At 37.6% G+C, this 22,749-nt stretch carries 13 protein-coding genes; 1 reads left to right on the forward strand and 12 read right to left on the reverse strand.

Annotated elements, in window-relative coordinates:
- Window positions 1-4: 4 nt before the first annotated feature.
- Entirely contained in the window at window positions 5-2,272 is a 2,268-nt protein-coding gene (locus AC5NT5_RS08850) for a DNA internalization-related competence protein ComEC/Rec2 (RefSeq protein ID WP_494513010.1), read from the reverse strand.
- Between AC5NT5_RS08850 and AC5NT5_RS08855 the strand changes: the two genes are divergently transcribed.
- Window positions 2,252-2,758 carry a DUF2062 domain-containing protein gene (locus tag AC5NT5_RS08855; protein ID WP_024595571.1) on the forward strand — a complete coding sequence of 169 codons (507 nt, stop codon included), beginning with the start codon at window positions 2,252-2,254 and terminating at the stop codon, window positions 2,756-2,758. The two genes, AC5NT5_RS08850 and AC5NT5_RS08855, sit on opposite strands and share 21 nt — an antisense overlap.
- A gap of 102 nt (window positions 2,759-2,860) precedes the next feature.
- On the opposite strand, the gene AC5NT5_RS08860 is transcribed toward AC5NT5_RS08855, so the two are convergent.
- From AC5NT5_RS08860 to AC5NT5_RS08910, 11 genes are all read right to left on the reverse strand, one after another.
- Complete coding sequence (locus AC5NT5_RS08860) at window positions 2,861-4,618, reverse strand: DUF3466 family protein (RefSeq protein WP_182681250.1); 1,758 nt, start codon at window positions 4,616-4,618, stop codon at window positions 2,861-2,863.
- Window positions 4,619-4,629: 11 nt separating this feature from the next.
- On the reverse strand, window positions 4,630-6,543 hold the full coding sequence (gene uup, locus AC5NT5_RS08865; RefSeq protein ID WP_002961781.1) for an ATP-binding cassette ATPase Uup: 1,914 nt from the start codon (window positions 6,541-6,543) through the stop codon (window positions 4,630-4,632).
- Window positions 6,544-6,558: 15 nt separating this feature from the next.
- Window positions 6,559-6,798, reverse strand: a complete 240-nt coding sequence (locus AC5NT5_RS08870) for a glutaredoxin family protein (RefSeq protein WP_002961779.1) — start codon at window positions 6,796-6,798, stop codon at window positions 6,559-6,561.
- The gene (gene rlmKL, locus AC5NT5_RS08875; RefSeq protein ID WP_182681249.1) at window positions 6,791-8,908 is read right to left on the reverse strand and encodes a bifunctional 23S rRNA (guanine(2069)-N(7))-methyltransferase RlmK/23S rRNA (guanine(2445)-N(2))-methyltransferase RlmL; all 2,118 of its coding nucleotides are present in this window, start codon (window positions 8,906-8,908) and stop codon (window positions 6,791-6,793) included. Before rlmKL ends, AC5NT5_RS08870 begins: the two co-directional genes overlap by 8 nt.
- Window positions 8,909-8,999: 91 nt before the next feature.
- Window positions 9,000-9,530 (reverse strand): cell division protein ZapC, encoded by a 531-nt coding sequence (locus AC5NT5_RS08880; protein ID WP_182681248.1) that lies wholly within the window; start codon window positions 9,528-9,530, stop codon window positions 9,000-9,002.
- 117 nt (window positions 9,531-9,647) lie between these two features.
- Window positions 9,648-10,658, reverse strand: coding sequence for a quinone-dependent dihydroorotate dehydrogenase (gene pyrD, locus AC5NT5_RS08885; RefSeq protein WP_002961897.1), 1,011 nt, complete (start codon window positions 10,656-10,658; stop codon window positions 9,648-9,650).
- A gap of 120 nt (window positions 10,659-10,778) precedes the next feature.
- Window positions 10,779-15,620: an NAD-glutamate dehydrogenase gene (locus AC5NT5_RS08890; RefSeq protein ID WP_279167454.1), complete on the reverse strand. Its 4,842-nt coding sequence runs from the start codon at window positions 15,618-15,620 to the stop codon at window positions 10,779-10,781.
- Window positions 15,621-15,828: 208 nt separating this feature from the next.
- Window positions 15,829-18,150: an efflux RND transporter permease subunit gene (locus AC5NT5_RS08895; protein ID WP_494513009.1), complete on the reverse strand. Its 2,322-nt coding sequence runs from the start codon at window positions 18,148-18,150 to the stop codon at window positions 15,829-15,831.
- Window positions 18,150-19,145 carry a WD40/YVTN/BNR-like repeat-containing protein gene (locus AC5NT5_RS08900; RefSeq protein ID WP_494513008.1) on the reverse strand — a complete coding sequence of 332 codons (996 nt, stop codon included), beginning with the start codon at window positions 19,143-19,145 and terminating at the stop codon, window positions 18,150-18,152. Before AC5NT5_RS08900 ends, AC5NT5_RS08895 begins: the two co-directional genes overlap by 1 nt.
- 126 nt (window positions 19,146-19,271) lie before the next feature.
- The gene (locus AC5NT5_RS08905; protein WP_182681437.1) at window positions 19,272-20,636 is read right to left on the reverse strand and encodes a DUF1329 domain-containing protein; all 1,365 of its coding nucleotides are present in this window, start codon (window positions 20,634-20,636) and stop codon (window positions 19,272-19,274) included.
- 13 nt (window positions 20,637-20,649) lie between these two features.
- Entirely contained in the window at window positions 20,650-22,749 is a 2,100-nt protein-coding gene (locus AC5NT5_RS08910) for a DUF1302 domain-containing protein (protein ID WP_182674349.1), read from the reverse strand.

The raw sequence follows: 22,749 nt of genomic DNA on the forward strand, positions 1-22,749 counted from the left end.
AACGTCAATCTTTGATAAACCAATAACTTTCCTGCCCTCTTGCTGTTTCTATGACCAAATTGTTTGAGTAGAATTTAATACTAATTTGTCCATCAACGCCTGTTGTAAATTGCTCGGCGCTTATTGCTTTGTAACGCTCGACAACAACTGGCTTGGGAAATTCCCACTGTCCTTTATAAGCACTTGAATGAATCACAACTTTAGGAGCTACATCACTAATAAAATTAACACTTGAGGATGTATCACTGCCATGATGCGGGCTTAACATGACTGTACTTTTCAACGGTGTATTATTCGCTAATAAAGAAGCTTCACGGGATTTTGATATATCACCTGTAAATAACACACTATGAGTATTACTCGATACTCTAACAACGCATGAATCGTCGTTTTCATTCCCATACCCTCTAGTGCTAAAGCTTTCTACTCTTAAACCAACAAAATCAACATTTTGAACTTCACACACATTAAGTGTATTTTCAGGATGAAATTGCTTTAATGTTTCCCCAAATCCAGCTTCAATAAAATGCTGTATTCCTCCAGCGTGATCGCTGTCTTCATGACTTAGAATCGCTGTTTTTACTGTGAAATTATTTGCTTTTATATAAGGCAATAAGATACTTCGCGTACGACTAAAACGATTAAAATAACTTGGACCAAAATCATAGATAAGCACTTGGTTATCTTTTTCAATTAATGCCATGAGACCATGCCCAACATCAAACACATGAAGCTGCCAGTTGGGCTTTTCTTTTAGAAGGTTATTCAATAAAAGTACTGTTAAAGGAATGAAAGAAAGCAACTTATAGGGGAGGAAGTAAATCATCAACATAGTAATATAGGTAAAAATGACGAATATTAACTCGATTCGTCCTGTTGTCAGCCATCTTAACGGCTCGGGTATTTCATAAAGTAATTTAAATAACGCATATAACCCTGTATCAAACAAATGTATTAAATTACCTATATCTATAAAAGTACTCAGTAATGTAAAAACAATCAAAAATGGCAAAATAATGATGGAAAGAAACGGTATCGCAATTAAGTTAATCACTAGTCCCGCAATACTTACGCCATTAAAAAAATAAAGTGAAAGTGGTAATAAACCGATAAACAATGCTACTTGAATAACAAATAACGCAATAATTTTGTTTTTTATTCGTGTATTTAATATTGGTAATTTATTAATAACAGTAAAAATTATAGCGACCGCTAAAAATGAAAAATACAGACCTGGATTAAGTAAATTAAATGGGTTAACAGCAAGCACTATAACCAAGGCAAATAAAATACTACGCCAACGCAGCGGCTGTTTAGCAAGAAAATAAAGTAACAAATAACAACCCAGCATAATTAGCGCTCGCGTTGCTGATACTAAAAAGTCACTTAAATATACGTAAACTAATGCAGCTATAAAACCGAACGAACTGTAGTAAAGTGTAAGGTTAAATGATTGACCAATTGAAAAGTTTATTTTCGTACAGATAAATCGAATGAATAAGTAACCAAAGCTAAAAATCAAACCAATATGTAAGCCTGATATAGCCAGTAAGTGACTTAACCCAAGTGATTGCATTAATTGTTTATCTGTATAGCTCATCAACGATTTATCACCACTGAGTAATGCATAATAGAGCCACTGCAATCTTGTATTTGTATAGGTATTTTTAATGAAGTTTTGATAATCTAGTACGATGCTTTGTTTATCGCTGTGTATTATATTAAGCTCTTTATTGAGCACTTTGCCTTTAAATAATATTCTATTTATAAATGCATAACGTTCATTATCAAACACATTAAAATTTTTATTACTGCGAAAATATTTTAAATGGATTAATGCAGAGAATTCATCGCCGACTGTAAAAGGCTGTGCAGAATTAACACTGAGCATTGCTTTGGGTGCTCTAAAACTCGAAAAACTACTCCCGTCTAATGCCACTATTTTGGCTTTGATATACTGAGGTTTTTTATCAGAAATAACCTCTTCAACAACTAATGTAGAATCAAGTGCATACTTTTCGTTCGATTTTGGTATTTCAAAACTATAAAAAAGGTAGAAATGCATACCAACAAAGCAAATTGCACAAATAAAGCCTAACAATACGTTTAAAAACGGCTTAAAATAAGCGCTCACTATTACAATGAAAATTGTGAAGACTGTAAATTCGAGAGTTTGATAATAAAACACGGTTGCTACACAGCCAATTACAAACCCAAGACTTATCCACACTGATGTAAATGGTTGCTTTAAATGGCTAAAAAAACGATCCAAAGATTTTTACCTGATCCAAATAAAATTAGACATCATAAATCACTAAAAATATTTGGACGACTTTTGCAAGACGCAAATCTTTGGCATTTAAATAGACGTTCAGCTCGAGGGGCCTTCGCGGTCGGGTTATTTTTTGCTTTCATCCCTGTTCCTTTTCAAATGGTTTTAGCCGCAGCAGGTGCTATATTATTTAGGGTTAATTTACCCATATCAGTTGCTTTAGTATGGCTTACGAATCCATTAACCATGCCACCTATCTTTTATGGCTCATACTTAGTGGGTACGTTAATACTTAATCAGCCAGAACAACACTTTGTATTTGAAGCAAGTTGGTCTTGGTTTTTAGAAAGTATAGAAACAATTGGTCCTGCATTTTTATTAGGTTCATTAGTATGTGCTTCTATTGCATCAATTATAGGATATTTTGGTATCGATATTATTTGGCGCCGCTCTGTGAAAAAAGCATGGTTATCACGAAATAATTAGTGGCGTTAAAGCTAAATAATCGCTGCAATCCTAATCTAATAAAATATTATAGACGAAAAAAAACCAACTTTATCAAGTTGGTTTTTTTATAATCAATAAACTTTAAAAGCGAAATACACGCCTTAAGCCAACCAGTGGTAATAACAATAATGTATACCAAGGGAAGCTAGCAGAGTTACGCTCATAAACTTCAGCTTCTACTGGAGCACAGCTTTCTACTTCACCATTTGCAATTGGCGTTAGTTTAACTGCTATTGCAATACTCTCATATTCAATTTCACCATTAATATCAGTTACTACACCGCCTAATGAATCTAGCTTTTCAACTGTTTTAGTCGCAGTACCAAATATTTCATTATTTTCGTTGATAGCAGTCGCTTCAACCATAGTATAAGCGTAATCAGTTTCACCGTCGGTGTCATAACAAGGCAGTAAATCGTTTAGATTAGTGATTTTGTCTTCACCAATTTTGTAAATAAATGCCTCTTTGAGTCGCGAGCTATCAGAAACACCCACTTCCCCTTCACCTACAATATAACCTTGGTTGTTTATATCGTTACCGTAAGAACTTGAGCTTGAAAAGTAATCATTAGGGAAAACCGTACTACCCGTTGCTATATCATGGTAAAAGAATTTATTACGAAGAGTACCTTCAATACGTTTAGTTGCATAACCTGTAATTACATCGTTATCATTAATAGCAATTGATTTACCAGACTGCCAGTCATCTTCTTGATTAATAAAATCAACAACCGAACCGTCTTTAAAATAAACTGGCATTGTAAGAATTGTATCGTCATTTTTGTAATAACGTGTATTCGATGAACCTACAATTGTCCCGTTGCTGTTCACTGCTAAAGCAGTACTTGTAAATGCATCATCTTCCGCTTCACCTTCGTCAGGTGTCAGTGCCATACCAAGCTCTTCAACAGATGTGATATTAAGTGATTCATCAAGTTCCCATTTAACAGCGCGCTTATTAAATAAGCCTCGTGAAATATTTGAATTTAACAAGTTGATACATACTGACGTAGGTTCGTCTTCATTATCACAGTTATCGTCAATATTATCTTGTCTGTCATCTGGAATGCTTGTAGACATATTACCTACAACGGTATAACCACTGTTAGTTTTAACAATATCGTTAGCGCGGCTTGTGCCACCGTATTCATTAAACTCAGGCTCTAACTCAACACTTACACTGCCATCAGCGCTTATTACAATTCCACGTTCTATAAATTCATGAGTAAACCACGTTTCTGCATCATCTTCACCATCAGGTGTAAAAGATACTTTATCGTATGGAGCGCTTCCCCAACCGACTGTAACGCCATCTTCACTTACTGCATTTAAAAGATTGACAGTAGAACGAGTTAATCCATCATAATCAACAGAAGCTATATCAAAAATCGGTTGTTCAGTAATCTCTGATTCGTTAAATTTAATCCCAACTAAAGAACTCATTTTTTGATATTCAAAGTTAGACGGAATTCCTAAATTCGAATTTGCCAAAAAACTTACCATAAAAGCATGAGCATCAGGATTAGTGCTTACGGCATCATTATTTTCAATGTCATCAAGTGTGAAAGTAATTTCTTTATCACTTAATTCATATGCTGCTTCTGTGCTGTCGTAAGCACTTTCAATAACATTTTCAGTAAAATCTATATAGCTGGTATCAATAGGTAAATTGTATAAACCATTTGCGAAACCAATAATATGCCCGCTTTCGCTTACATCTGTTACATAAGAATATTTAGCGTCTTCAAGAGTCCCTAATTCACTTAACTGGTACGTCGCACTTGTTGCTGAAGTGCTTAATGTCGCTAAAATACTGGCAGCGAGTAATTTATATTTCATTTTAGTCCTTACTACTGATTCTGTAATTCTTCAAGTTCTTCCCAGCGCTCAAGGGCAGCTTCAAGGTCAGACTCAAGTTGTGCTAAATGGTTCAATGCTTTAGTTGTTACATCACTCTCTTGTTTAAAAAAGTTTGCGTCACTTACTACAGCTTGTTGAGCTTCAATTTCAGCTTCTAGTTTTTCCATTTTATTCGGTAGTTGCTCTAATTCAAGTTTTAATTTGTAAGAGAGTTTATTTGTCTTAGCTGCTGGTTTTGCAGCTGGAGCGGCTACTTTTTCAACTTTTTTTACTGGTTGTTGCTGAATTTTTTTTTCTTGTTCAGCTAAGTAACCTACATAAGCTTCATAGTCGCTATAACCACCGACGATATCTGTTACTTTACCATTGCCTTCAAATGCCCATACACTAGAACATGTATTATCAATAAATTCTCGGTCATGGCTTACAATCAGGACTGTACCTTGATATTGATTAATAATGTCCTCTAGTAACTCTAACGTTTCAATGTCCAAGTCATTCGTTGGCTCATCGAGAACAAGTATATTAGATGGTTTTAAAAACAGTTTAGCTAATAGCAGTCTATTTTTTTCACCACCAGAGAGTGCTTTAACCGGGGTTCGAGCGCGAGCTGGTGGGAATAAAAAATCTTGCAGGTAGCCTAAAACATGGCGTGAACGACCGCCCATCATCACTTCTTGTTTACCTTCGGCAACGTTATCTTGAACAGTTGCTTCTTCGTCAAGTTTTTCACGGTATTGGTCAAAGTAAGCAAACTCTAAATTAACACCTTGCTTAGTAATACCACTATCTGGTTCTAAATCACCAAACATTAGTTTTAATAGTGTTGTTTTACCAATACCATTTGGGCCTACTAAGCCAATTCTGTCGCCACGCATTACAAGTGTCGAAAAATCATCAGCAATAACTTTGTCTTTAAATGCATGGCAAAGGTTCTTAGCTTCAAATACCAACTTACCTGAGCGATCAGCTGTTTCAATATTAAAGTCAGTTTTTCCAACTTGATCAACACGTTGCTTGCGCTCATTACGTAGCTGTTTTAGCTCTCGAACACGCCCTTCGTTACGCGTTCTTCGCGCTTTAACACCTTGGCGAATCCACGTTTCTTCTTCAGCTAAACGCTTATCAAACAATGCATTTTGCGCTTCTTCTACTTTTAAATCATGCGCTTTTTGCTCTAGATAAGTCGCGTAATCACCTGGGTACGAAATAAGTTTACCGCGATCTAAATCTAAAATACGCGTAGCGACAGCGCGAATAAACGCACGGTCATGCGATATAAATACAATGCCGCCTTTAAATTCTTTTAAAAACTGTTCAAGCCACATTACACTTGCCATATCTAAATGGTTTGTTGGCTCATCTAGTAATAATAAGTCAGGCTCACTTACAAGTGCACGCGCAAGTGCTACTTTACGTAACCAGCCACCAGAAAGAGACTCAAGCTTAGCCTCTGGTGTTAATTCTAATTGTGTCAAAACTAATTGAATTCGGCTATCAAAACGCCAACCATCAGCGGCTTCAAGTTGGTTTGATAAACGTTCAAGTTTATTTAATAACTTATCAGTACATTGTGTTTGCAGTTCGTTGCTAACATGATGAAAATCAATGAGTAGGTTAGCGATTTCTGGCATACCCTGTGCCACGTAATCAAATACAGTTCCGCTTGCACCTTTTGGTGGATCTTGCTCTAAACGAGAAATTCGAATACCACCAAGCTGATTTATTTCACCATCATCTAAAACAACTTGTCCATCGAGTACTTTTAATAACGTTGACTTGCCCGCGCCATTTCGACCAACTACACACACTCTTTCGCCACTTTCTATAACAGCGTCTGCTTTGTTAAGCAAAGCATGTGTACCAAAAGCAAGTTGTGCTTTTAAAATTCTTATTAAGTCCATAGTTCTTATTTGCTCTTATTCTGCTTGTGCTAAAAATTCGCGCACAGAGTGTAAAGTAAAAGGCCAATATAATTTCTCGCCTTTTTCACTTTTTAATACAGGAATAGTAATTTGATACTCAGCAATAAGCTGCTCATCAGTCATAATATCGATTAGTAATAACTCACTGTTGTCATTTAGTACATCAGTGATAAGTTGCTCAGCCTGTTCGCACAAGTGGCAACCATCAGTATGATATAAAATCCATTTAGCCATGCGTAATTAGCCAGCTATTATGGATTTTTTTATTACGTTTGAAGTCTGGTGATAGCGTTTTATCTGAGATATTAACGGCTTTTAAACCTAAACCAATCAGGCCAACTTCATCCATTACAAAACCACGTTTGTTATTAGAGAAAATCAAAGTACCTGATGGACTTAAGATCTTTTTTACCCACGTTAATAATTTAATGTGATCACTTTGCACATCAAATGCGTCTTTCATACGTTTTGAGTTTGAGAACGTTGGAGGGTCTAAAAATATCAAATCATATTGTGCTGTCGCATGCTCTAACCATTTTAAACAATCTGCTTGTTCAAAACGGTAACGTGTATTACTGATATTGTTTAAATCGAAGTTATCTTGGCCCCATTTTAAATAGGTTTTAGATAAATCAACTGTTGTAATTGCTTTAGCGCCACCAAGTGCGGCATGCACAGAGGCAGTACCTGTGTATGCAAACAAGTTTAAAAAGCGCTTATCTTTCGCATTTTCTTGAATATAACGACGCATTAAACGGTGATCTAAAAACAAACCTGTGTCTAAGTAGTCAAATAAATTAACTTTAAACTTAGCACCAAACTCTTCAACTACCATAGTTCGGTTTTGTTTAGACATGGCCGTATACTGCTCTTCGCCCTTTTGCTTTTTACGCACTTTTACAGCAATATTTTCAGGTGAGATATCAAGTTGTTGCGAAGTCAACGTTATTACGTCTTGCAGGCGTTTTTCTGATGTTTTTTCATCAATTTCTTTAGGCGCTGCATATTCAAAAATAACCGCAGAATCACCGTAAATATCTACAGCAACATTGTACTCAGGGATATCCGCTTCATAAACACGATAAGCGTCTACTTTATTTTGTTTAAGCCAGTTTTTTAAGCCTTGCTTATTCTTTTTCAATCTATTTGCGAATGACGTAGAGCCCTCAAAATTAAGTGCTTTTTTATCATCGGTGGTCAAACTTACTTGCTTATCATCTAATTGATATAAGTTAAGTTCAACATCAAGTGGGCCATTTTTAAACTTATAACGCTTAAGGCGCACGAGTTTTAAAAGTTTAAATAAGCTCTCGTCCATACCTAGTAAGGCAAGTTTCCAATGATTAAAGTGCTTTTTAAAGCCAACACCTAAATTACGGTGTAAATCAACAAGCTCAGCCATAGAGCCAATACGCTCACCGTAAGGTAAGTTTGAAATTACAACACCCGGTAACTTTGCAACAGCAGTAAGTTTAGTTGCATCACTTTGCTTAAACTTAATAACATCATCAAGCTCAGCACGTTTGGCATTATCAATCGCTTTATTTAAAACTTGTTCATCGTAATCGTGGCCAATTAACCACAATTTAGGATCGGTAATGTTAGCAAGTAACTCTTCTTTAAGTTCTTTATACTTAGCGGCTCTAAAACTGGGTAAACGCTCAAAAGCAAAGCCTTCACGAAATAATCCCGGTGCTTCGTTTCGTGCCATGCCAGCCGCTTCGATTAAAATAGTACCTGCACCACAACATGGATCGAACAAAGGTTGTTTTACATTATCAAGCCAACCACTTCGTTTAATTAATGCAGCAGCTAAATGTTCTTTAATTGGTGCTTTACCTTGACCTTGACGGTAACCACGTTCAGACAAACGAGGGCCCGAATAATCAATATACATAGAAACGCCGTAACGATTTAATCGTGCAACAACACGCACATTTGCATCTTGCTTATCAACGTTAGGACGCTGCTCGTATAAATCATTAAAGTAGTCAACAATCGCATCTTTTATTACAAGACCCGAAAATTGTGTGTTTTTTAATGAGTCATTGGTACCGTTGAAGTCGACAGCGAATGTTTGAGTTGGTCCAAACCACTCTTGCCAAGGTTGCGAGCGAGCAAAATTATACAGGCTATTCTTGTCATCTACGCCTTCTTTTTCTTCAATAAGCATAAGCACACGCGTTGCAAAACGACTTGATAAACAAACCTTTTGCGCCAGTAATGAGTCAGCCTCAAAACGAACAGAACCAACAGTTTGCTTAGACACAGTTGCGCCAAGTTCTGTTAGTTCATCAACCAATAAATTTTCGATTCCGATAGAAGTAAGTGCGATAAATTGCAAAGTAATAACCCTTAATAGCTAATTGCGCAGGATTATAACATAGGTTGGGCGACAAACACGCCATAAAGACACGCTTAAGGCTTAAATTTGGTTAGGCGGTTTGACTTTGATATTGCTGATTTAGGATGGGGTGTACTCGATTATTCAAAATACGGATTACTTCAAATTGCGCTAAAGATAAATTTTCGTCTAATTTAAAGGTTTCGCTTAAATTTAAGCAAATAGATGCATCAGGGCAATGCTCTACAATTAAAAAATCGCCAGTCTGCGCTTTAGATACTAATTTAACTATTGCTTCGACACTAGGCTCTGTTCCAGTGTACTCTTCAAAAAACCAGCTTTTTGATAAAACGGGTTTTAAGTGATACTTAACAGCAGTTGCATTTAACGATATTTGACAAATTTGAGCAGCAGACCACAATTCAAACCCATCTAAATAGTTATAAACTTGTTCATAAAATGCAGCATCTTCTAAACTAAAACGTGGATTTTTAAAAACAGAATCGGTGAGTTGTCTTAACTTATAGGGCGTACATAATTGCATGTCGTCATTTAAATCAAGTAACAAACGATTTTTATTAGGACAAGTAATCCACTGCCATTGCTTTGATGCTTGTAACATTTACTCCTCCTTGGGTATGTTGAATAATTATTGCTCACAGTATAACTGCTTTTGACCACTTTTAAAATGCTTGCTTAGAACATTTATCGAACGATCAAAAGCTTAGATAACTGATCCTTATAAGCCGTTAACGATCGACTTTACCAATTGTGGACCTTTGTAGATGAACCCAGTATAAACCTGGACTAAATTTGCGCCTGCATCGAACTTTTCTTTTGCAGATTGCGCATCATCTATTCCGCCTACTCCGATGATTGGTAATTTACCTTGTGTTAAGCGTTTCAATTCACTCACTACCTCTGTAGAACGCATTCTAACAGGGTGACCTGATAAACCGCCGGCTTCTTCTGCATATTGCTGGCCCATAACTGCAGCTCGCTCAAGCGTGGTATTGGTGGCAATTACACCATCGATTTTATTATTTAAAAGTGATTCACTTACTTGCTCTATTTGTATTTGATCTAGATCCGGTGCAATTTTTACAAGCATAGGCACTTGTTTATTGTGCTTTGCAACTAAATCTAACTGTTCGTTTTTAAGACTTTGCAGTAAATCATCAAGTGCAGCGCCATATTGCAAATCACGCAAGCCAGGTGTATTTGGTGATGAAATATTTACCGTAATATATGAGGCATGTTCAAATACTTTACGCATACAATGAATATAGTCATCTTTACCTTGTTCATTTGGCGTATCTTTATTTTTACCAATATTAATACCGAGTATGCCACTGTATTTTGCTGCTTTTACATTTGCGACTAAGTTATCAACGCCTTTATTATTAAAACCCATGCGGTTAATAATAGCGTTTGATTCTGGCAACCTAAAAATACGAGGTTTATCATTACCCGCTTGAGCACGCGGCGTAATAGTGCCAACTTCAATAAAACCAAAGCCCATTTGGCTAAATGCATCAATACATTCCGCATTTTTATCAAGGCCAGCTGCTAGCCCTACAGGGTTTTTAAATTTCAGACCCAAAAAATCGACTGGCTTATCAGAAATATTTTGCGACCAAGCTAAATTTAAAGGTGTATTGGTAAAACGACGAAGATTATTAAGTGCAAACTCATGCGCCCACTCCGCATCACGGGTAAACATAAAACGGCGAGCTAAATCATAAAACATCAATATAATCCTCTTTTTAAATTTTAGACAAAAAAATACCTCAGACAAGGCTGAGGTATTGTATAACAATTTTAACAATCAGTTATTTATTTACTAAACAATTAACTGATTAAAGCTAAATTATTTTCCTGATGTATCACAATTGTGGCTTAACAACATAAGTTCACGAAGTGCTACCGAGAACTTAGCAAAGTCGTGGCTTTGTGATGTTTTAAACTCAGCCAGCATTTGTTTCCAGCGTTGAAGTAATAAATCTTGGCTATCCATCCACTCGTCTATTTGACTATCAACATCGCTCTCATCACCTTCAAAGCTATTTAATACAACTTCAGATAACGTACGTTGCTGCCAATCAAGCTCTTCTCGATAAGACGAGCGAGCAAGTGCTTGCCAATGATTTGCTACTGGTTGCTTAGTTATTTGCTCTAAGAACCAATGCAGACCCATTCTTGCACCTAGTTTAAAGTAAGTATTGGACACCATCGAAATACTCTTACCTGAACTATTCGCAACTTCTGCTAAATCCATCACAGAGAATAAGCTTGATAAAGAAACAATACGATTAGCTATATCTGTTGGAACGCCCGCGTCAATTAACTTATTGGCCTCAATTACAATACGATCATTTTCTTTTTCAATCATATATGTATTTAAGTTATCGCTTAAATCTTTGAATGTTGGCGCAAAGAATTCAATTCCTTGTTCAATCGTTTGTGACTTATTACGGTGACGTAAGAACCAACGCGTTGCACGGCGCACAGTACGACGAAGTTGGTAAAGCATTTCAGTTTGAACAGCTGCTGGTATTTTATTATCAAGTGCACTAATAGAAGACCATGTTTCACGCATTTCAAAGATTTCGCTAGCAATTGAATAACACATTGCTATTTCAGCTTCATTAGCACCGGTTTCTTCATGCATACGGACCATAAAGTTTAAACCCATATCGTTAACGATACTGTTTGCAAGTTTAGTTGCAATAATTTCTTTACGAAGTGGGTGGTTGTTCATCGCATCGTTAAACTTCTCACGCAATGGTCGTGGGAATGACTTAACAAGCAATTGACGATAGTAAGGGTTTTCAGTAATTTCATCACTTACTAAAGACTCTTTTAATACCATTTTTGCGTAAGACACTAGCACTGAAAGTTCAGGACGAGTTAAGTCTTTACCTGCAGCAGCGCGTTCTGCCAATTCTTCATCACTTGGAATAAATTCGATAGCACGGTTTAACTTGCCTTCTTTTTCAAGCGCATGAATAAAGCGAATCTTTTCTTTGAGTGTTGAAGTACCTTTAGACTGCGTAATTGAAATAGTATGTGTTTGACGGTAACAGTCTTTTAATACTAATTCAGATACTTCATCTGTCATTGAATAAAGTAGCTCATCACGTTGTTTACGTGTTAAATCACCTTCAGCAACTAAGCCATTAAGTAATATCTTAATGTTAACTTCGTTATCTGAACAGGCAACACCCCCTACGTTATCAATAAAGTCAGTATTAACACGACCACCCTTAGCTGCAAATTCAACACGACCTAATTGCGTTGCACCTAAATTACCGCCCTCACCTATTATTTTAGCGCCTAAATCTCGACCGTTGATACGTAGTGCATCGTTTGCACGATCCCCTACATCGGCATCAGTTTCTTTAGAGTGTTTAATGTATGTACCAATACCGCCATTCCACAGTAAATCAAACTCCATCATTAATGAGGCTTTCATTAACTCATTTGGTGTCATACTAGCTTTTTTAGTGCCCAACATTTTTTTCATTTCTGGGCTAAGCGTAATTGATTTTGCTGCACGAGAGAACACACCGCCACCGGCAGAAATTAACTCTTTATTGTAATCTTCCCAAGATGAACGCGGCATATTAAATAAACGTTCGCGCTCTGGATAAGAAGTTGCAGCATCTGGGTTAGGATCAACAAAAATGTGCATATGGTTAAAGGCAACTTGTAGACGAATATGCTTAGATAACAGCATACCATTACCAAATACATCACCTGCCATATCGCCAATTGCTACTACTGTAAAGTCGGTAGTTTGACAATCAATATCCATTTCACGGAAATGTCGTTTAACTGACTCCCATGCACCCTTCGCTGTAATACCCATTTTCTTATGGTCATAACCAACCGAGCCACCAGATGCGAATGCATCACCTAGCCAGAAATTGTATTCGTTAGCAATGCCATTTGCGATATCAGAAAAAGTAGCTGTTCCTTTATCCGCTGCAACTACTAGGTAAGCATCATCTTCATCGTGACGAACAACATCGCGCGCTGGTACTATTTCACCACGCTCAATATTATCAGTAATATCTAAAAGACCACGGATAAAGATTTTGTAACACTCTTGGCCTTCTTTAATAAACGCTTCGCGCTCAGTCGGTAGTTGTTTACATACAAAGCCACCTTTAGAACCAACAGGTACGATTACTGTATTTTTAACTTGTTGTGCTTTAACTAAGCCAAGTACTTCAGTACGAAAATCTTCACGACGGTCAGACCAACGCAGACCACCACGCGCTACTTTACCGTAACGTAAATGCACTCCTTCTACACGCGGAGAATAAACAAAAATTTCAAACGCAGGTAAAGGAAGTGGTACATCAGGAATTAAGCTAGGTTGTATTTTAAACGACACATAAGACTTAAACTGTCCGGCATCGTCTTTTTGGAAATAGTTAGTACGCAGCGTCGCAGCAATCATATCTACGTATAAACGTATAATACGGTCATCATCAAGGTTTGCTACATTTTCAAGCTCTAAATAAATTTGCGTGCTTAGCTTTTCAAGTGTTTTGGCACTTGCAGGGCTTTTAACTGAGAATTTTTTAGCAAACAAGTTAACAATTTGCGCTGCGATATTTGGATAATTTGCAAATGTACTTTCTATGTAACTTTGTGAGAACGTTACACCAATTTGACGCATATATTTAGCGTATGCACGTAAAATAGATGCTTCGCGGCCTGTTAGGCCACCCATTAACACTAAACGGTTAAAACCATCGTTTTCAAGGCGGTTGCCCCAAACATTTGTTAATGCAGCGCGAAAACGTGCTGAAATTTTATCAAAATCCGCCATCCCTTTGCTGTCAATAAGCATCGAGAAGTCCATGATCCAGTTGATACGACCATCGCTAGTTTTAACTGAGTATGGTGTTTCACCAACAACACGAAGGCCAAAGTTTTCAAGCATTGGCATAACATCAGATAAGTGAATCGGCTCATCTTTGTGGAATAAGCTTAATCGTACAATATTGCTGTTTGCTTCTTCTTGAGGACGGTAAAACAGCATTTCTAGTTTGTTTTCATCGCTAAGTAGTTCTAACTTTTCAATATCAACAACCGCAGCACTTGGAAGCACTTCATCTTTGTATGAGCGTGCAAACGCGTTACAGTATTTACGATTTAAATCGTTACCACGCGCTTCACCCGCAGACTCTAAAAGAGCAGATTGAAGTTTATCTTCCCACGTACGTGCTGCTTCTACTAAATTGTTTTCGATGTCTTTCACGTTATATTCGATCTTGTTGTCGGTCACACGGACGGTGTAATGAGTACGCGCCAGTGTTGACTCAGAGAAATAAGTAGTAAATTCGACTTTATCGTCAGAATTAAATGCATTAGCTAATATATCTTGCGTTTCACGACGAAGAGCCGTGTTATAACGCTCGCGAGGTACATAAACCATACAAGATAAAAAACGACCATACGCATCTTTACGTACAAACAAGCGACACATATCGCGCTCTTGTACTTGTAACACACCCATAGCAACTTCAAGTAGCTCACCTTCGCGCGCTTGAACTAGCTCATCACGTGGGTAGGTTTCTAAAATATTTAAAACAGCTTTGTAAGCGTGAGTACCTTTAGCAAAATCACACATTTCCATAATGCGATTAATTTTACTTTTTAACACAGGCACATCAGTAGCACTGTTATTGTAAAAGCTTGATGAGAATAAACCGATAAAGCGGTCTTCACCAATTACATTGCCTTCATCGTCAAAACGCTTAATGCCAACATAATCAATGTAAGCTGGACGATGGACACGAGAAACAGAGTTAGTTTTTGTTAAAATCAGTAGGTTGCTGCTACGAGCTTCTTGACGTGCAACTTCAGGTAATTCTGATAATAAGCGAGTGTGTTCTTCAGTCGAGTTTTTCATCAAGCCTAGGCTTGTATCCATTTTACCTTTTAGTTGGTAATCACCTTGAACTGGGCTTAACTCATATTCACGGTAACCCATTAGGGTAAAATTATCTTTAGCTAACCAATCTAAAAACTCAGTTGTTTCTGAAACTTCATCTTTACTTTTATTATGATGACGTTTAGGTAATTCTTTAGTCACTGCAATCAATTTTTTACGAATTGGTTGCCAATCATCAACAGCAACTGATACATCAACAAGCACAGACTCTAATTCTTTTTTGAAAGACTCAATCACAGAAGAATCTGTTTGACGGTCAATTTCAATAAAAAATACTGTTTTAGTAGATGAAGATTCTTGCTCTGCTTTTAAATTTGATAATCCAGAAATTTTAGCGTTTTCATCACGCTTAATTTTTAATGGGCAGTGAAGTAATAAGTGAGAGGCGATATTTTCACGAGTCATGGCCATACGAACAGAATCAACTAAGAACGGCATATCTTTAGTGATAATTTCAACGATTGTATGTGATGACTGCCAGCCATCTTTTGCCACTTCTGGATTGAAAACGCGGATAACTGCATCGTCAGTAGTATTTTTTTCTAGCGAGTTCCAAAGGCTTAATGCTGCGCCATATAGGTCACTATCGTTGCGGTTTGCCAAATCCTCTTTAGACATATTGCTGTACAAGGCTTTGGCGAATTTCTCAACGAGTAACACATTATCAGCGCGAACTTTTTTCTGGATCAGCTTACAGACATTATCTAGGATAACCGAGGCTTGGCCTTCATTTCGTGTCATTGTATGTTCCTTAATCTATTACTGCTAAAAGCAGAATATTTGTACAGCGTATTATTAGCGTGGAGTCAGTTAAATTCTAACCCTTTTACAGCTAATAAACAGCCTTTTCGATGAAAACATTTTAAGCATTTCAGCTATTTGGTCATCTATTCACAAAATATAGATATAAATGGCCATTACTGGCCATTTAGGAGCAAAAGTATTCACATTATTTTTTCTGGTCAGTCCAGAGAAGGCTACCAATTGCAGGTAATAACAACACTGCACCTAACATATTCACTAAAAACATGAAGGTTAATAGTATACCCATATCAACTTGGAATTTAAGATCTGAGAATATCCAAGTGCTCACACCAATAGCTAATGTAATACCAGTAAATAGAACCGCACTGCCACGCTCAACAAGCGCATTTCGATAAGCAACACTAAGCGGTACGTTTTGCTTAAGCTGCCCCATCATCGACGACAGTATATAAATACCGTAATCAACACCAATACCTACACCTAATGCAATTACAGGTAAAGTAGAAACAGTTAAGCCTATTTTCAGCTGTACCATAAGTGCTTGGGCAAGGGTTGATACAATATAAAGCGGTAATACCACGGCTACTGTTGCTTTTACGCTTCTAAAGCTCATTAAACATAAAATAATAACGGCACCATAAACGTAAAGCATCATTGGTATTTGTGCTTCTGATACAGACTCATTAGTCGCTGCCATTACGCCCACAGGTCCTGACGCTAATTTAAATGCTAATTTATCAGTGCCCTCTTCTTGTGCAAATTGCTTAACACTCTTAATTACGGTATCGATAGTTTGTGCTTTATGATCATCTAAGAATATAATCACTGGCATAACAGAACAATCACCGTTAAGTAAACCTGTACTAGTTTCAACTCGAGACGTTGACTGTACTAAGCTTGCTGAATTTCTTGGCAAACTCTGCCATTTTAAATTGCCTTCGTTGTAGCCCGCGTTAACCGATTGAGCTACAGAGCTCAAACTTACAGCAGACTGCACACCGGCCACATTCTCAACTTTGTATTGAAAACGGCTTATACGCTCCATCACATCATGCTCAGTACATGCTGCAGGATACGCCTCTACAATTACTTTTAAAATATCAGATGAGATAGTGTACTTATCTGATATTAAAAACGTGTCTTGGTTGTAACGGGCATCTTGATGCAGAGATGGTGCGCCTGCGTGTAAGTCACCTATACGCATTTTATCTGCTTGCCAGTAGCCTAGAGCAAATAAAACAAGAGTAAAACCGATAATCATTTTAGCGATTTTAGGATCGGTTGCTTTTACTAAAATGTCTCTGATCTTATCAAGTATATTAGGCTTCTCAGCATCACCAGATTGAATATGTACACTGTTTTCAAAGTTCATGTACGACGCCCAAACTGGCAGCAAAATTAAATTTGTAAATATAATTACTGCCACACCTAAACTCGCTGTAATAGCAAGTTCGCGGATAATACCAATATCAATAGTAAGTAACGTTAAAAAGCCTACGGTGTCTGAAAGCAGTGCAATACCACCTGGTATTAATAAAGCCCTGAAACTTGACTGACAACAAATTCGCGTACTTTTTCCTTCACCTACTTTTTTGCCAATCGCATTAATCATCTGCACACCATGGCTTACACCAATAGCAAAGACTAAAAACGGCACCAAAATAGACATAGGGTCTAGTCCAAACCCTAAACTTGAAAGCAGGCCTAATTGCCAAATAACGGCAATAATAGAACACGCGATAGGCAAAATAGTTAGCTTTAAGCTGCCACAAAATAGCCAAACCATAATAAAGGTAAAGGCGATAGCAATGGCAAAAAATACGACTACCCCTTTTGCGCCTTCAGCTATATCACCAGCCATTTTTGCAAAGCCAATAATATGAATACTTACTTTGTCTGTACTTAAAGGCTCTCTTAAATCACTTTCTAGCTTTTGTGCAAAAGCTAATGTGTCTAATTTTTGTTGTGTTTGAGGATCTGTTTCTAAAAGTTGAGCCGTTACCATTGCACACGAGTAATCGCTGGCAATCATACGCCCTACAACTTTTGCTTTTTCAATGTTTTCCTTTACTACACCTAATCCACGCGTATCTGCTTTAAAGTTTGCAGGAATAATTGGACCACCGGCAAAACCATCCTCTACTACTTCTACAAAGCGAGCACTAGGTGAAAATATAGAATTCACTAAAGGACGATTTACACCAGGAATAAAATAAAGCTGATCGTGAACCGCTTTTAATTGAGTAAAAAATTCTGGATTAAATATATCTCCGCTCTCGTCACATACTGAAATTAAAATACTGTTTGCACCACCAAACTGTTTTTCATGTTTAGTGTATACCTTCATGTAATCGTGATTTAACGGGATATTTTTATTAAACGATGCATCAAGTTGAATTTGAGTCGCTTTAAATACAAGTAAACAGGTTATAAGTGCAAAACTTATAAGCATAATTAAGCGATGTCTAAAAATCGCCTTTTCAATAAAATCGAGTAACTTATGCATTAAGGGGTTAACTCCTTCACTTTAATGCCATCTTCTGTAGCCATGATCAATCTGTTATCTAAAATTACACCATCAAGAATCGCTTTACCGTCAGCAAGCTGCTCATGGGTGAGTAACCCATCTTGAAGATGAAAAATAACGCCACTATTAGCGAGCATGAGCCATTGTTTGTTATTATAATTAATGATGTTGTTAATCGTCGCTGTTTTAACATTTTCAAAATGCTGCCACTGCTTTTCGCCACTTTGCTTTGCAAAAACATTACCTCGTAGCCCCGCCACAATTTCTTGTGTGCTATCAGAGGCAACTGCAAAGAATGAACCGGGATAAACTTCTTCTATTCTTTGCCAAGTTTGACCATCGTCAATGCTTCTGGCCATTAAACCCATTTCACCAACGAGCATTAATCCATTGTCTGTTTTTTCTATGCGATTAAAGTGCGGTAAAATAGAAGCAGTTTCCGCTTCGTATCCTTGTGGGTCATTTTCTTTTAAATCGTTTAAGTAATCACGATCATCACTAAAAAGTAGCGAATCTAAAAAGCGTTTTTGCCAATGTTGACCACCGTCTGTAGTTTGATAAAACATGCCATATGCGCCCACTGCAAAACCTTTTAAGTCATCTTCAAATAAAATATCTAAACATGGTTTATCTAATTCAGGTAATGCTTGTTGTAGGTGCCAATTAACGCCACCGTCAGTAGTACTTATGATTGTTGCATCGTGGCCACACGCCCATCCATTATTTTCGTTACTAAAATCAACGGCAGTTAAGAGCACTTGAGTTGGAACTAGCTCAGCTTGTTGCCATGAATCACCCGATGTACTTTTAATAACAGTACCGTGTTTACCAACAGCAATTAAGCCATTACCCGTGTTAGTTATATCGGTGAGTAAGGTTTTAGCTGCATTTGTTGCACTGATTGCATAGTTAGGGGCTTCTTGTGCAACACTCGCACCGCTTATTATCAGGCTGGCATATACCAAATACTTCATAAATTTTAATCGCCTTGTACGAGAGAGTTGTTTGTCTTTTTACTAGGGAGTGCGTTGCGCGCTGTAAGACAAACGCGATGAGAAAGGAAAAGGCACTTAACATATTGTTAAGTGCCTAGTTTAATACTATCTACCTGCGCGACGTAAAGCGCTTGAAGTAAATTCGTTATCGTTAAACGACTGTGAAAAATCGTACATTTTTTCTTGGTTATCTAAACCAATTGCTAAATAACGACGAGAATTCAAATCATGATAAACCTCAAGCGTACTCCACTGTGTAGGAACTTCGTAATAGTTAAGGCCATAAGCCATGGCTACACGGTAAAGCTGGTCGCGGTTATCATAAATATCAGTTACCTGTACTTGCCAGCTATCTTCATCAATGTAAAACACACGCTTTTTATAGATATGGCGTGTATCATCTTTTAAGTTAGCTTCAACAACCCAAACACGATGTTTTTCGTAACGTGTATGTTCTGGGTTAATATGGCCAGGCATTAAAATATCATCGTACTCTAGCTTGTCGCTATGAAGTTTATAGCTGTTGTAAGGTATGTATAACTCTTGCTTACCTTTTAGCGTCCAGTTGTAACGATTTGGTGAGCCATTAAACATATCAAAATCATCGGTAGTGCGCAGGCTATCTGCAGCTGTGCCTGGTGCATCATATGCAACATTAGGTGCACGACGAACACGACGTTGCCCCGAGTTATAAGTCCATGCTTGGCGCGGCGTTAATATTTGGTCCATTGTTTCATGAACTAATAATGCAGTACCCGCTAAACGTGCAGGCTCTGTAACGCTTTGTTTAAACTTAAACAAAATGTTTGAGTCTTGTAGCTCTGCAGGTGTTGCGCTTGGGTCTGAGTATTTAACTAATAGCTGCTCATCAAAACCAACATAGTTGTAAGAGCCAGATGCAGTCGGTGCAGCTTGACCACCAAAGCGCTCAATAGACTGGCCACGGTAACGTAATAAGTGATTCCAAATTGCCTCTAAACCTGTTTTAGGAATAGGGAAAGGAATACCAATCGCCGTATTTTTAATACCGTTACCGCCTTCGATTAATTCAGCAGTCGGTGCAAACTTTTTAGTCGCGTCATAAACAAACTGAGGGTACGAAGCTGAGCGGCGTGTTTCATACACTGGCATTTTAAATGTGTCTGGGTATGCTTCAAATAAAGCAATTTGACCCGGACTTAAATTGGCTTTGTACTTTTCAATATTACTTTTATCGATAGTGAAAAGTACTTTATCAGCTGTAAATGGGTCAAGATGATGCATACCAGCTTTATAACCTGCAGGCGCTGTTGTAATTCCATTATTCCACGCTGGAATAGAACCATCAGCATTCGCAGCTTTTTCTGCACCCATTGGCGTTAAGTTTTGACCTAATTGAGCAACTTCATCAGCGCTTAATTTAGCCAAAGCTGCGCTGCTTGCAAACAAACTACAAAATGCTGTAGCGATGAGGGTAGGTTTTTTAATCATAGTAATGTTACCCCTAAATAGAATATTTTAAGTTAAAAGAAACGTAATCGCGGTCTGAGAATGTATTAACACCGCCACCGCCCCAAAACGAGTTATAGCTCACATCAAGTGACCACGCATTTTGGTAGTTAAAGTTCATCGTAGCACCTAAAGATTTACGATCTTCTATAAATAAGAACATAGGATCTGGTGTATTACCGTTTACGTCATGAGAAAATACAAAACGTGGTGAAAAGTTAATACCTTTGTAAAAGTTAAAGTAATCGCCTTTCGCAATTAGGCGGTAACCCCAAGACGATGCTGTAGCGAATGATTTCTCTTCAGCACCATTTGATAGACCAAGTTGCAATGTTGAATAATCAGTAGTACCTGGGCCTGTTATTGTGCCACTACGGCCAGTGCCTGATACATTTAAACGCATTTCGTCATAGTCAGGCATATCGTGAATTTTAACTACACCCACTTCACCAACTACAGCCCAACTATCAGCTCCTAATGAAGGGCCAAATAAATGCGTTGCTGTAAATTGAATTTGTGATGTGTCGCGTTCAATGTAGCCTTTGGCAACTTCACCTGCACCAACTGAGCTTACCGCATCGCCTATACTCATTTGCGAAATACCCGCAAAATCAGGACGAATACCAGCGACCGCCAATTGCTCAGGCATAGCTGTGTAAAGTAACTCTACGTCATCAATTTGTAGCGGTTCATCTTGGCGAAAAGCAAATTCACCAGCGAAGGCTGTTTCGCCGATAGTCGTATTAAAACTTAAACCATATAACTTAATATCTTCAGGGTACTCGTTTTCAGCTTTAGAAAAAGCAGTTAAATCAGCAACATTATCTGACGTGATTTCTGTTGTCATGATCATCGCTAAATCTTGGGCAATTGCAGCTTGTGAAAAGTTTGATACGCGACCAGATATAAGCGGACGGCGGCTATGATAATTCACGTGATAGAGTGCAATTTCAGTATCATTAAATTCAGGTAAAAATACACCTAAACGTAAACCATACTGACCGCCATCTTCAGGCTCTGTTTTACCATTATCCCCTTTACCTTTTAAAGCAACTTTAGTTGGGTATGCAAGATACATTTGAGCTAATAAAGCACTTCCTTCTGCACTTGAAGGATCAATACCTTGAGCAGCTGCGGCTAATGCAAAATCAGATGTTAAGTTATTCAAGCTATCTGTTAAAAAAGCAACATCAATATCAGGATTAGACGTAAAACCTAATTGAACATTCTGCTGATAACCATTTTCTGCTGCAAAGTCATTAGTCGAAAAATACGTACCAGCTGCGGGTAAACGCGTTTCTTGCCATTGGTATTGGTAGAAACCTTCAAGGGTAATGTTGTCAGTAATGCCAAGCGATGCCCAAAGCATGCCTACAGGTATGAATGCTTCTTTAAGCTCAGCACCTGGCGCTTTCAATCGGTCAATATCAACTGGGTTTACGTTAATACCATGAGATATAAGTGTACTCTCACCCCAGTTAACTACTTGTTGACCTAAACGGACAGATAAAGGGTTATTACCATCATTTAAATCAAAATCAGCCCACACAAACGCATCTAATAAACGAATATCTGCACAACTTTGCGCTTTAGTGTCTTTATCATCACACGGATCAACCCCCTGCCCTGATGTAGGATTTGAATATGCATGATAGCCATCCATCAACGCAAAGTCATAAAAATACATGAAGCGAGTGAACAAACCGTAGTTATCTTTATTTATTGAAAGGTCGTGTGTTCCCTTCAAAAGTTTTGAAAATGAGTCACCACTGTCAAAATTTAAATTACCAGCATCACCATTATTTGAATAAGAGCCAGGTTGAGCCCATACATCTTGAGATGAGTAAATAGTGTTGTTTAGCGCAGGGTTGTAACCTGTCCAATCAAATGCCGGATTGTTACTTTTACCAATTAGGCTAAAGTCTCTGTCTTCTACGCGAACACTTTGCCCATATGAAAAGGTTGAATCGAAGGTAATGTCAAAACCTCCAGCTTCAAATGTTACAGCTTGTGTACTTGCTGCAGATAAACCTAAGCTAGCGGCTGCTATACCTATAGCGATTCTATTTTTAACAAAAAGCGATCTTCTTATCAT

Source organism: Pseudoalteromonas sp. J2K-J599 (assembly GCF_059295115.2).

Excerpts from the sequence above, each read along its gene's own strand:
- AC5NT5_RS08855 (WP_024595571.1), top strand. The coding sequence starts at position 2,252 with ATGGCTAAAAAAACGATCCAAAGATTTTTACCTGATCCAAATAAAATT.
- AC5NT5_RS08860 (WP_182681250.1), bottom strand. The coding sequence starts at position 4,618 with ATGAAATATAAATTACTCGCTGCCAGTATTTTAGCGACATTAAGCACT.
- uup (WP_002961781.1), bottom strand. The coding sequence starts at position 6,543 with ATGGACTTAATAAGAATTTTAAAAGCACAACTTGCTTTTGGTACACAT.
- AC5NT5_RS08870 (WP_002961779.1), bottom strand. The coding sequence starts at position 6,798 with ATGGCTAAATGGATTTTATATCATACTGATGGTTGCCACTTGTGCGAA.
- AC5NT5_RS08880 (WP_182681248.1), bottom strand. The coding sequence starts at position 9,530 with ATGTTACAAGCATCAAAGCAATGGCAGTGGATTACTTGTCCTAATAAA.
- pyrD (WP_002961897.1), bottom strand. The coding sequence starts at position 10,658 with ATGTTTTATGATTTAGCTCGCCGTTTTATGTTTACCCGTGATGCGGAG.
- AC5NT5_RS08890 (WP_279167454.1), bottom strand. The coding sequence starts at position 15,620 with ATGACACGAAATGAAGGCCAAGCCTCGGTTATCCTAGATAATGTCTGT.
- AC5NT5_RS08895 (WP_494513009.1), bottom strand. The coding sequence starts at position 18,150 with ATGCATAAGTTACTCGATTTTATTGAAAAGGCGATTTTTAGACATCGC.
- AC5NT5_RS08900 (WP_494513008.1), bottom strand. The coding sequence starts at position 19,145 with ATGAAGTATTTGGTATATGCCAGCCTGATAATAAGCGGTGCGAGTGTT.
- AC5NT5_RS08905 (WP_182681437.1), bottom strand. The coding sequence starts at position 20,636 with ATGATTAAAAAACCTACCCTCATCGCTACAGCATTTTGTAGTTTGTTT.
- AC5NT5_RS08910 (WP_182674349.1), bottom strand. The coding sequence starts at position 22,749 with ATGATAAGAAGATCGCTTTTTGTTAAAAATAGAATCGCTATAGGTATA.